Origin of the sequence: Paraburkholderia polaris, assembly GCF_012927345.1 — a bacterium.
In the GTDB taxonomy this organism is placed as follows: domain Bacteria; phylum Pseudomonadota; class Gammaproteobacteria; order Burkholderiales; family Burkholderiaceae; genus Paraburkholderia; species Paraburkholderia polaris.
Map to the genome: position 1 here is coordinate 149,098 of NZ_JABBGJ010000020.1, position 11,568 is coordinate 160,665.

Sequence of the window (11,568 nt, forward strand, 5' to 3'; positions counted from 1 at the left end):
ATGGCAGTGACTAACGGTCCCGCAGTGTCGAAAACGCCTTGTAGACAACCCGGGGATCATGCTGGCCTTTGTAGACATCGGGCGCCGCGAGATCGAGTTCGAGCAGTGCATACACCGCATCCTGCGCCGAGCGCACCGAGTATTCGACCGTGAACACGACGTCATTGGGCAGTTCGCAGAACTGCCCGGTGAAGGCGAGGTTCTGCCAGCCTTCCGGCACGACGGCAGGCCGGTCGCCACGGCTGCGCGGCAGGAACTGGCTCGTGATGAATGGCATCAGGCAGGGGATGCAGTTAGCGTGTTCGAGGATTCGGGCAGACTCCGCCTCCACCCGCAAATGGCCAAGCATCTCCGTCAGGATTTCCCGGCCGGTGCAGGCCTGCATCGGCTTGCCGACGAAATCGCCGGGCTCGTCAACCCGCAAGCCGTAGCCCCACAACACCTGCACGTCCGCGGGTTGGTCGATGAAATGCGGCTGATGCGGCAACACGATCGACGCCAGCCAGCTCGACTCCGGAAAGGTGATCAGGCCACCTTCGCCCGGCACATTGCCGGTCAGGTCGCGGATCAGCCGGAACAGCGTCGGGTCGCGCAAGGTCACGGTGAACGACAGCCACTTCGAGGCGTCGACGTGATCCGCGAAGACGCACGGGTGGCCGAACTCGGGGCGGCCCGTGGCGATGGATTTCCAGAGGCGCCAGGCGCCGGTGTCGTCGGTACTGCTCAAGGCCGCGGGGTGGTCCATGGCGCCCAGGCTGGAAGCGGCTGTCATGGAGCCGAGCGTGACGATGACCTTGTCCGCCGGCCCCACCGGCAGTTCACTACGCAGATGCGCGCTCTCGCAGACGATGCCGCACACCCGCTTTTCCTCACCGGTTTCGTCGAACAGCAGATCCGTGACCCGGGTGTCCGGCCGGAACACTACGCCGTGGTTGTCCAGCCAGCGGCGCAGTGGGCGGACCATCGAGTCGTACTGGTTGTAGACCGTACGCATGATGCCGTGCAACTGGTTGAACCCGGCCGACATATGCGCGAAGCGCAGCAGATAGCGCCGGAGTTCGACCGCGCTGTGCCACGGCTGAAAAGCAAAGGTCGTGCACCACATTAACCAGAAATTGGTCTCGAAGAAGGACGAATCGAAGTGGTCTGAAATCCGGCTATTGCCGAGCATCACTTCGGGTTCGATCGACAGGCGGCCCAGCGTCAGCAGATGTTCTTCGTCGAGCCCGTAGGCGGGCGTGTCTTCGCGTTTGCCGTTCCTGACGAGCCGCGACTTCGATGAGGTTCTGATTGTCTCGTTCCAGTCGAAGATCTCCTGCGTCACGCTCTTGCTGTCATCCAGCGTCGGGATCGACGAGAACAGGTCATAAGTGCACAGATACTTGCTTTCGAGCATGCGGCCGCCGCGCACGACGTAGCCGCCTTCCGCAGTGCCCGCGCCGTTCAGGCTGCCGCCGGGTTTGTCGAGCGCTTCCAGAATAGTGATGTCGCAGCCGCGCACGTGCCCGTCGCGGATCAGGAACGCCGCTGCCGCCAGCGAAGCGATGCCGCCGCCGACGAGATAGAACTGGCCGCTTGCAGGATCGTGGACGTCGAGGTCGGCGTCAACGCGCAGTGCTGTTGCGTGAATCAGGTCGGGGTTTTGCACGTCGATTTCCTTTTCATATTCGCCGCTATCCGAATGCAGTCGGACCGCTCCGAGGCGCACGGCGGACGTTGCTTCAACATACCCGCCGTGTCAGCTTTCCGATTGAGTTGGATCAAGTGGCGGTCGCGGCGACGCCTTTTTTATCGAGGCGACCGCTGGGCGTCGCCTCGTTTGTTGCGGCCGGTCATTCCCGTGAAATGTCGCGACATCAAAACCTTACAGGCGGAAATTGACCGAGCTCAGTCATTGCGCTGCGTGGCCGCCGATACGTATCGCTTGATACATGTCAACCGGTACTACGTGAGCCAGTCTACAGTCAGGGGTACAGCAGGCTCGTTTCGATCAACGGAGGCAGCACCCATGAAAGCACTCGTGTATCACGGTCCCGGTAAGAAATCGCTCGACGAACGGCCCATTCCCAAGCTCGCCGCACCTGGCGACGCGATCGTCAAGGTGACACGTACTACGATTTGCGGTACCGATCTGCATATTCTGAAGGGCGATGTGCCGACTTGTGAGCCGGGACGCATTCTCGGCCACGAGGGGGTTGGCGTCGTACAGGAGGTCGGCGCGGGGGTGTCGGCGTTCAAACCAGGCGACAGGGTGCTGATTTCATGCATCTCGTCGTGCGGCAAATGCGACTACTGCCGGCGCGGCATCTATTCGCATTGCACCACCGGCGGCTGGATTCTCGGTAACAAGATCGACGGCACCCAGGCCGAGTACGTGCGCATTCCCCACGCCGAGACGAGTCTGTATCCGATTCCGGCCGGCGCCGACGAAGAAGCGCTCGTGATGCTCTCGGACATCCTGCCGACCGGCTTCGAATGCGGCGTGCTGAACGGCAAGGTGCAGCCGGGTAGCACGGTGGCGATTGTCGGGGCTGGCCCGATCGGTCTCGCCGCACTGCTAACCGCACAGTTCTATTCGCCGGCGCAGATCGTGATGATCGACCACGATCCGAACCGTCTTGAAGTTGCGAAGCGCTTCGGCGCCACCGCATGCATCGATAACGGCCACGCCGATCCGGTTGCCGCTGTCATGAAGCTGACGGAGCAAACGGGCGTCGACTGCGCGATCGAGGCGGTTGGCATACCGGCTACGTTCGAGTTGTGCCAGGCGCTCATTGCACCCGGCGGCGTGATCGCGAATGTGGGCGTGCACGGTGTAAAAGCCGATCTGCACCTCGAAAAACTGTGGGATCGCAACATCGCGATTACGACGCGCCTCGTCGATACCGTGAGCACGCCGATGCTGCTCAAAACCGTACGCGCGGGCCGCATCGACCCCGCGCGGCTGATCACGCACCGCTTCAAGCTCGAAGATGTGGCAGGTGCTTACGACACCTTCGGCCGCGCGGCCGAGACGCATGCGCTGAAAGTCATCATCGAGGTGTCCTAGCCGGCGCGGCTGAAATCCCTTGCATGCCACCAAGGAGCGAGCAATGAATCGCGAGTCGACAACCTCACGGTGGGCTAACTGACGGCGAGAAGCCCGGACCGCCTTCTTCTGGGCGGTTCGGCTTCGCGCGGTCGAAGGATCAGGAACGGCTCATGACAATTTCGGGTAACGTGCGCGACAGCGACTGGTCGGTGTCGGTCGAGACGCATCAGGCATCGGGCGGCTACGACTGCTCGATCCAGCTCAGCCACGACACGCCGGAGGGCGTGTTCAAACACGGGTTCACTCACAGCAGCGTTTATCCGAACGAGCGTGAGGCGGTGTTGGCCGGTTTGCGCGAGGGGATGGTCTGGGTGCAGCTCAAGATGTCGAAGACGTTGTCGGTTTAGGGGTGCGCAGCCGTTTGAGCGTCGCGCGAGATACTCGCACCGGCCGAGCTTGCAATGTCGTGATTGAAACATCAACTGGCATGCAGTTAATTTTGCGGCGGATTGAAGCCGCATGCGGAACGTGCAATTTTGCCGGCCTATCCGGATTGGTATAAAGTCAATCCTTGACTGCCACGCGATCGATGCGCATTGCCGTATCCGTTCCTCATGGGTCTGCCGCCAGTATGAAATACAAAGACTATTACGAGACCTTGGGTCTCGAGCGCAGCGCGTCTCAGGAGGACGTCAAACGTTCGTATCGGAAACTCGCGCGCAAGTACCATCCGGACGTCAGCAAGCACGCCGACGCCGAAGATCGTTTCAAGGAACTGGGCGAAGCCTACGAGGTGCTCAAGGATCCGGAGAAGCGCGCGGCCTACGACCGCATGGGCAGCGAATGGCGCAACGGCCAGGACTTTCAGCCGCCGCCGAACTGGGACGAAGGCTTCGAATTCCGCGGCGCGGGCGACGAGGCCGGCGAACAAGCCGATCTCCACGATCTCTTCGAGAAGATGTTCGGCGGCGCGCGTGGCGCGCATCCGCGGCAGCGGCCTTTCGATGTGCGCGGCGAAGACCATCACGCGAAGGTGCTGATCGACCTCGAAGACACCTATCGCGGCGCCCAGCGCTCGATTTCGCTGCAAATGCCGGTGATCGACGCGCAAGGCCAAGTTTCGCTGGAAACGCGTACGCTCGACGTATCCATTCCAAAGGGGATTCGCGCGGGCCAGCACCTACGGCTCTCCGGGCAGGGAGCCGCAGGTACTACGCCCGGAACTGCCGGCGACCTCTACCTGGAAATTGCCTTTCGGGAACACCCGCGCTTTCGCGTGGACGGGCGCGACGTTTCGCTCGAGTTGCCGGTGGCACCGTGGGAAGCTGGCCTCGGCGCGCAGGTCAACGTGCCGACGCCTGACGGTTCGGTCGAGATGACGGTGCCGGCGGATTCTGCCGGCGGCAGGCGCTTGCGGCTCAAAGGCAAGGGCATTCCGGGCAACCCGCCAGGCGATCTGTATGTGATTCTGAACATCGTGCTGCCACCGGCGGATAGCGACGCTGCGAAGGCCGCTTACGATGCGATGCGGCAGGCGTTCAACTTCAATCCTCGCGCGCACTTCTATCGGTGATCATCGTGAAAGAGACGAGTACGACGACCTATTTGCAAGGGCAGATTGTCGATGAGAACGTCGAGTTCACCCTGGTTGAATTGAGCCGGGTGAGCGGGGCATCGGAGGAGGAATTGACGCTCTGGGTGTCTGAAGGCGTGTTTGAGGCCAGGGGCGAGCGGCCGCAGGAGTGGCGCTTCAGCGGCGCGGTGTTGCGGCGCGTGCGGACCGCGCAGCGGCTGGCGCACGACTTTCAGATCAACCCTCCCGGCGTCGCGCTAGCCCTCGATCTGCTCGACGAGATCGACTCATTGCGCTTGCGTGTGAAACGCCCTCGTGGAAGCTAGGCCTGAAAGTCTAGTGCCATCCCCCGGGGTATAGCGGGTATTACCGCCCGAAATCGTTACGGGGCGCATAGGGTACCCGTTCCTCCTCGTACAACCGATAGATGAGCTCAAGCATTTCCCGAAGGTCGCGCGACTCGTCGAGCGCACGCGTGCTCATGATGATTGGGGAAACCAGAGTAGGGTCGTCCAGTTCCTTGTAGCTCACATCGTCCCGCTTCAGGCCGTAGACGCTACTCGGAACGACAGAAATTCCTTCGCCCGCCGCTACGAGGCCTAGCGCAATCTGCAATTCTCGTACTTCGTATATCCGGCGAGGCTTGAGAGCACGGTCTTCGAATGCCGAAAGCACCTGGTCTGCATAACTGGGTCGCGGCGCCTTAGGGAAGATGATCAGGGTTTCGTTGACCAGGTCGCGCAGAGCGAGGACGGGCTTGGCTAGTGAGAGCGGATGGCCCTCTGGGAGGGCAACAATCATTTTCTCCTCACGAAGAATCACCCGGCGGATGTTCGCGTCCTCATGCCGGATACGCCCGAACCCGACATCAATCTGACCGTCCTTCAGCGCTCTGATCTGGTCCATCGTCGACATCTCATGGAGGCTGAGTTCGACTGTAGTGTTCTCATCGCGGAAGCGCCGGATGATTTTTGGCAGCATTCCGTACAACGTCGAACCCACGAAACCGACAGAGAGGCTGCGCTCGATGTTGCCCACGCGCCGCGTCATTGATTCGAGTTCGGACGTTTGGGCCAGCAATTGGACGGCATGAGCATAGAAGAACTTACCCGTCTCGGTTAGCTTCAACGGACGCGAGTCGCGCTGGAATAGCTGCACCTCAAGAATCTCTTCAAGCTGCTGTATCTGCCGGCTCAAAGGCGGTTGGGCCATGTTCAGTCGCTGTGCCGCGCGCGTGAAGTTGCGTTCCTCGGCTACGGCGACGAAATAGCGAAGATGCCGCAGTTCCATTTCGATACCTTGTGGATATAGACCGATACTAAATCAGTGTTGGACGGGGCCTTCCGGCGTCCATTATTCTGCATTCACACTCTGTTTCAGCACCCATTATACCTCTCAGGCATATTCAAGCGGGCGCTAAAGCGAGGGGTTACCCCAGCAAAAAATAGAGATTCAGGAGCAGACATGAGCGTCAAAGTGTTCGATACGAAGGAAGTGCAGGACCTGCTGAAGGCTGCTACTAACGTTGGCAGCCAGGACGGCAGTGCTCGCGCAAAGCAGATTGTCAATCGCCTGCTGGGCGACCTGTTCAAGGCCATCGACGACCTCGACATGACGCCCGACGAAATCTGGGCTGGCGTCCACTACTTCAACAAGCTCGGCCAGGACGGCGAAGCTGCGCTGCTTGCTGCCGGTCTCGGTCTGGAGAAATACCTCGACATCCGCATGGACGCGGAGGACAAGGCGGCTGAAATCACAGGTGGCACGCCGCGTACCATCGAAGGTCCGCTGTATGTCGCCGGTGCGCCGTTGCGCGATGGCGTGTCCAGGATTGACGTCAATCCCGACCAGGATGCAGGCCCGCTGGTCATCCGTGGCACGGTAACCGGTCCGGACGGCAAGCCCGTCGCAGGTGCGGTCGTGGAATGCTGGCACGCTAATTCGAAAGGCTTCTACTCGCACTTTGACCCGACCGGCGCGCAGAGCGAGTTCAATCTGCGCGGTGCAGTCAGTACTAGTGTCGACGGCAAATACGAATTCCGTACGCTCATGCCGGTCGGCTACGGCTGTCCGCCGCATGGCGCGACCCAACAGCTGTTGAACGTGCTCGCCCGCCATGGCGACCGTCCGGCGCATGTGCACTTCTTCGTCACCAGCGACAAGTACCGCAAGCTGACGACGCAAATCAACATTGAGGGTGACCCGTTGATTTGGGACGACTTTGCCTACGCCACCCGCGAGGATTTGATTCCACATGTGGTCGAAAAGACCGGCGGCACTGCGCTGGATATGAAGACCGACACATACAAGGAAATCGAGTTCAACATCGAGTTGACTCCGCTGGTGCAGGGCAAGGATAACCAGGTCGTCCACCGCCTGCGTGCGTCAGCCACGGCGTAAGCGCCCAACGCGGCGGCGCGTCATACCACCGCTGCCGCTCAATTCTCCGCAAGAATTTCTTTGACACCGATGCGCGTGCTCTGCCTGGAGCGCGCGTAGGGAGAGCACTCATGTCCGCCACTATCGACAAAGCCACGCAGCTGGATGAACTGCTGCACACCGCCGTTCAGGACGACAGGCAAAACGGTGTATTCCGTTGCCGCCGCGATATCTTTACCAACGTCGATTTGTTCGAGCTCGAGATGAAACACATCTTCGAGAGTAACTGGGTATATCTGGCGCACGAAAGCCAGGTTCCCAACAACAACGACTACTACACCACCTGGATTGGCCGCCAGCCCGTGGTTGTCACTCGCGACAAGAGCGGTGAACTGCACGCGGTCATTAACGCCTGCGCACACAAGGGCGCAATGTTGTGCAGGAAAAAGCACGGCAACAAGGGCACGTTCACATGCCCGTTCCACGGCTGGAGCTTCGCCAATACCGGCAAGCTGCTGAAAGTGAAGGATGTTAAGACTACCGAATATCCGGTGCAATTCAACACCAACGGCTCGCATGACCTGAAGAAAGTCGCGCGCTTTCAGAGCTATCGTGGCTTCCTGTTCGGCAGTCTCAACGCAGACGTGATTCCGCTCGAAGACTACCTCGGCGAGACCAAAGTCATCATCGATCAGATCGTCGACCAGGCACCAAATGGGCTGGAAGTGTTGCGCGGCAACTCCTCGTACATCTACGACGGCAACTGGAAGATGCAGATGGAAAACGGCTGCGACGGCTATCACGTCAGCACGGTGCACTGGAACTACGCCGCGACGATGGACCGGCGCAAGGTCGATGGGACCAAAGCGGTGGATGCGAATGGCTGGAGCAAGTCGGTCGCCGGCGTGTACGGGTTCGAACACGGTCACATCCTGCTGTGGACCAACACGATGAACCCGGAAGTGCGGCCGGTCTATCAATACCGTGAAGAAATCGAGGCACGCGTCGGCGAAGAAAAGGCGAAATTCATCGTCAACCAGACTCGAAACCTATGTTTGTATCCGAACGTGTTTCTGATGGACCAGTTCAGCACCCAGATTCGGGTGGTACGTCCGCTCAGCGTAGACCAGTCCGAAGTCAGCATTTTCTGCTTTGCTCCAAAGGGTGAGAGCGCAACCGACCGCGCGATTCGAATTCGCCAATATGAGGATTTCTTCAACGTCTCGGGAATGGGCACTGCGGACGATCTCGAAGAGTTCCGCGCCTGCCAGGCTGGCTATGCCGGCACCACCGCGTTGTGGAACGACCTTTCACGCGGGGCGCCGTTGTGGGTCGATGGCCCGGACGAGAACGCGAAGAGTATGGGGCTCAAGCCGGTGATCTCAGGCGAGCGCAGCGAAGACGAAGGGCTGTTCGTGTGCCAGCACGAGTACTGGCTGCGAGTGATGCGCGACGCACTTAAAAAAGAACAAGGGGAGGCCTTGGTATGAGCTTCGACTACCAGAAAATCTGCGCCATGCTGTACCGCGAAGGCCGCCTGCTCGATGACCGCCAGTGGGACGACTGGCTTGCCTGCTATACCGAGGACGTCACCTACTGGATGCCGGCGTGGGATGACGACGACCAGCTCACCGACGATCACGAGAGTCAGATTTCGCTGATGTATTACCCGGACCGTGGCGGCCTGGAAGACCGTGTGTTCCGCATCAGGACCGAGCGCAGCAGCGCCTCGATGCCTGAACCGCGAACCAGTCACAACGTCACCAATGTGGAAGTGCTGGCCGAGCGCGAGAACGAAGTGGACGTGCGCTACAACTTCAACACGCTCAGCCACCGTTACAGAACCACCGACCAGTTTTTCGGCACGATGTTCGTCACTTTGCGCAAGGTCAACGATGAACTGTTGATTTGCTACAAGCGCATCGTGTTGAAGGACGACTACATCCGCCAGGTGCTCGACGTTTATCACGTTTGAGTGCATACATCCGCGGAAATGAGAAGACCAGGAGGCAAGATGTCCAGCTACAACATTGCACTGAATTTTGAAGACGGCGTGACCCGCTTCGTTACATGCAAGGCGGGCGAGAAGGTGCTTGATGCCGCCTTTCGCGCAAAGATTAACCTGCCAATGGATTGCTCCGATGGCGTGTGCGGTACCTGCAAGTGCCGCGCCGAGAGCGGAAGCTACGACCTGGGCGACGATTACATCGAAGACGCGCTGACCGAGGATGAGAAGGGCAGTGGCCTGGTATTGACCTGCCAGATGGTGCCGGAAAGCGATTGTGTGATTGCAGTGCCGGCGTCTTCTACTGCATGCAAGACTGAGCAGAGCAAATTTGCCGCGACGGTATCGAGGGTGGAACCGCACAACGATGCGGCCATCGTGCTCGAACTGGATGTGGAGGCGACCGCGCCGGTATTCCTGCCGGGCCAGTACGTCAACATTGATGTTCCAGGCAGCGGCCAGCACCGTTCGTATTCGTTTTCATCGGCGCCGGGTGAATCGAAAATCAGCTTTCTGATCAAGAAGATTCCCGGTGGTGTGATGAGCACCTGGCTTGAATCCGCGCAGGCAGGCAACAAGGTGGAGTTGACCGGCCCGCTCGGTAGTTTCTATCTGCGTGCGGTGGAGCGGCCCTTGCTGTTCCTCGCTGGCGGCACGGGCCTGGCACCATTCCTGTCGATGCTGGAAGTGCTGGCTCACGCTAATTCGCAGCAGAAGATCCACCTGATTTATGGTGTAACGCGAAACCTCGACCTCGTCCAGGTCGATGCAATCGATGCCTACGTGGCGAAGTTGCCGAATTTCAGCTACGCCACCGTCGTGGCCGAAGCGGATTCGAATCACCCCCGCAAGGGTTGGGTGACCCAGCATATGCCGGCCGAAGCCTTGAATGACGGGGACGTCGACGTCTACTTGTGCGGGCCGCCACCGATGGTCGATGCAGTGCTCAAGTATTTCGACGACAAGGGCGTTAAGCCCAACAGCTTCCACTACGAGAAATTCACGCCCAACGCCGCACCGAGGACCGCATGAACACGCAACGATTTGCTGGCAAGGTCCTGGTCGTCACCGGCGCTGCACAGGGCATCGGTCGCGTCGTAGCGCTGCGCGCGGCGGCCGAAGGCGGCAAAGTGCTATTCGTCGACCGAGCCGACTTCGTCTCCGAAGTTGCCGCCGAAGCAAGCGACGCAGACACGGCAGGATTCGTCGCCGACCTCGAGACGTACGAAGGCGCGGCATCGGCGATGGCTTTTGCAGTGAGCAGGTTTGGTGGCATCGACATACTGATCAATGGTGTCGGTGGCGCGATTCGCATGCGCCCATTCGCTGAGTTCGAGCCTGCGCAGATTGACGCGGAAATTCGCCGTTCACTCATGCCCACGTTGTACGCCTGCCATGCTGTGTTGCCGCACCTGCTTAAGCGCGGTAGCGGAGTCATCGTCAATGTTTCCTCGAATGCCACGCGCGGTATCCGCCGCGTGCCCTATTCAGCGGCTAAGGGCGGGGTCAACGCGATTACGCAGTCGCTGGCGATGGAATACGCGGAGCACAACATTCGCGTGGTCGCCACCGCGCCGGGCGGGACCGACGCACCTCCGCGACGCGTCCCTCGCAATACTGCCGGCGACAGCGAGCAAGAAAAAGTCTGGATGGGCGACGCGGTGAAGCAGGTCACCGAATCAACCTTTTTCAAGCGCTACGGCAGCATCGACGAACAGGTCGCTCCAATTCTGTTCCTCGCTTCGGATGAGGCAAGCTATATCACCGGCACGGTGCTGCCGGTCGCCGGCGGAGACACGGGCTGACCCTTGCATGCTGCCACGCGCCATCGAGCTTTGTAGGAGGGGCATTCGGTGAACTGCCGGTCCAGTGCCGCAACGAGTTTGCTGCCGTAAAGCTCGGCACCGGCAAGCGACGACACTTCTCGCGTGCAGTGCGGGAGGAGTGTGTCCAAAACCGTCGGCGGGAGCATGGTCGGGTCGAACAGGCGCGTGGTTTGCAGCGTATAGGGCATATGTTCGCGCACCCAATCCGGCATGACGTAGGGGCGTTCAGCCCACAGCACGATGCGCTCGCGAAGCGCTGAAACGCGCATGCGTTCAGACAGCTATTTGGGTCGAAGGTCCTTTGAGCCGCGCCGACCGCGTTGGTTTGCATAATTTTGTCAGCGGTACGCATCGCCGCGCGCAGGGAACGGTTTACACGGAAATCGAGAACAAAATTATGCAAACCGACGCGACAGGGATCTCGACCGCTTCCCGTGTTTATAATTTGACATAAGATAAATTATCAACATATTGGGTGTCAGGGCTTTTTGATAATGTCCGATTCTGGCTCATTCGAAATGTCCGGTTTCACTCCCTGAGCCACGCACTACGCGCATGCTGCGCCATGGTAGTCGCCCAGGGAGCCGGACATGAACGCACGTGGATTCGTCACGATCAGCATGCACGAGCTTGAGCGGGTCAAGATCATTGAGGCGGTTGTCGAACACCGGCTGAAGGTTTTTCAGGCAGCCGAGCGTCTGCAGCTGTGCGAGCGCCAGGTCAACCGGCTGGTGCATCGCTATCAGGCCGGTGG

Annotated in this window: 12 protein-coding genes; 10 read left to right on the forward strand and 2 right to left on the reverse strand. The window is 59.9% G+C overall.

The annotated features are described in order from the left end of the window. Positions 1 to 10: 10 nt before the first annotated feature. A complete protein-coding gene (locus HHL24_RS19875; RefSeq protein ID WP_169487148.1) occupies positions 11 to 1,633 on the reverse strand; it encodes an oleate hydratase in 1,623 nt (540 codons plus the stop codon). A gap of 375 nt (positions 1,634 to 2,008) precedes the next feature. Here HHL24_RS19875 and HHL24_RS19880 point away from each other — a divergent pair, with 375 nt between their 5' ends. The 4 genes from HHL24_RS19880 to HHL24_RS19895 all read left to right on the forward strand — a co-directional run bounded on the left by HHL24_RS19880 (position 2,009) and on the right by HHL24_RS19895 (position 4,930). Further along, on the forward strand, positions 2,009 to 3,049 hold the full coding sequence (locus HHL24_RS19880) for a zinc-dependent alcohol dehydrogenase family protein (RefSeq protein WP_169487127.1): 1,041 nt from the start codon (positions 2,009 to 2,011) through the stop codon (positions 3,047 to 3,049). 152 nt (positions 3,050 to 3,201) lie between these two features. After that, the gene (locus HHL24_RS19885; RefSeq protein ID WP_169487128.1) at positions 3,202 to 3,438 is read left to right on the forward strand and encodes a UDP-glucose 4-epimerase; all 237 of its coding nucleotides are present in this window, start codon (positions 3,202 to 3,204) and stop codon (positions 3,436 to 3,438) included. A 224-nt stretch (positions 3,439 to 3,662) separates the two neighbouring features. Further along, positions 3,663 to 4,604, forward strand: a complete 942-nt coding sequence (locus tag HHL24_RS19890; RefSeq protein ID WP_169487129.1) for a DnaJ C-terminal domain-containing protein — start codon at positions 3,663 to 3,665, stop codon at positions 4,602 to 4,604. Continuing rightward, on the forward strand, positions 4,601 to 4,930 hold the full coding sequence (locus HHL24_RS19895; RefSeq protein ID WP_169487130.1) for a chaperone modulator CbpM: 330 nt from the start codon (positions 4,601 to 4,603) through the stop codon (positions 4,928 to 4,930). The genes HHL24_RS19890 and HHL24_RS19895 overlap by 4 nt, the downstream gene beginning before the upstream one ends. Positions 4,931 to 4,970: 40 nt before the next feature. Here the strand turns inward: HHL24_RS19895 and HHL24_RS19900 are convergent, their stop codons facing one another. After that, positions 4,971 to 5,894, reverse strand: a complete 924-nt coding sequence (locus HHL24_RS19900; protein WP_169487131.1) for a LysR family transcriptional regulator — start codon at positions 5,892 to 5,894, stop codon at positions 4,971 to 4,973. 174 nt (positions 5,895 to 6,068) lie between these two features. Between HHL24_RS19900 and catA the strand changes: the two genes are divergently transcribed. The 6 genes from catA to HHL24_RS19930 form a co-directional block, all read left to right on the forward strand. Then, positions 6,069 to 7,004: a catechol 1,2-dioxygenase gene (gene catA, locus HHL24_RS19905; RefSeq protein ID WP_169487132.1), complete on the forward strand. Its 936-nt coding sequence runs from the start codon at positions 6,069 to 6,071 to the stop codon at positions 7,002 to 7,004. 110 nt (positions 7,005 to 7,114) lie between these two features. Continuing rightward, a complete protein-coding gene (locus tag HHL24_RS19910; RefSeq protein WP_169487133.1) occupies positions 7,115 to 8,473 on the forward strand; it encodes a Rieske 2Fe-2S domain-containing protein in 1,359 nt (452 codons plus the stop codon). Further along, positions 8,470 to 8,958 (forward strand): benzoate 1,2-dioxygenase small subunit, encoded by a 489-nt coding sequence (benB, locus tag HHL24_RS19915; RefSeq protein ID WP_169487134.1) that lies wholly within the window; start codon positions 8,470 to 8,472, stop codon positions 8,956 to 8,958. Before HHL24_RS19910 ends, benB begins: the two co-directional genes overlap by 4 nt. A gap of 39 nt (positions 8,959 to 8,997) precedes the next feature. Beyond that, positions 8,998 to 10,020 carry a benzoate 1,2-dioxygenase electron transfer component BenC gene (benC, locus tag HHL24_RS19920; protein WP_169487135.1) on the forward strand — a complete coding sequence of 341 codons (1,023 nt, stop codon included), beginning with the start codon at positions 8,998 to 9,000 and terminating at the stop codon, positions 10,018 to 10,020. After that, positions 10,017 to 10,793: a benzoate diol dehydrogenase BenD gene (benD, locus tag HHL24_RS19925; RefSeq protein ID WP_169487136.1), complete on the forward strand. Its 777-nt coding sequence runs from the start codon at positions 10,017 to 10,019 to the stop codon at positions 10,791 to 10,793. Before benC ends, benD begins: the two co-directional genes overlap by 4 nt. A 641-nt stretch (positions 10,794 to 11,434) precedes the next feature. Beyond that, on the forward strand, positions 11,435 to 11,568 hold a 134-nt coding region (locus HHL24_RS19930), incomplete at its 3' end, for a helix-turn-helix domain-containing protein (protein ID WP_329606712.1).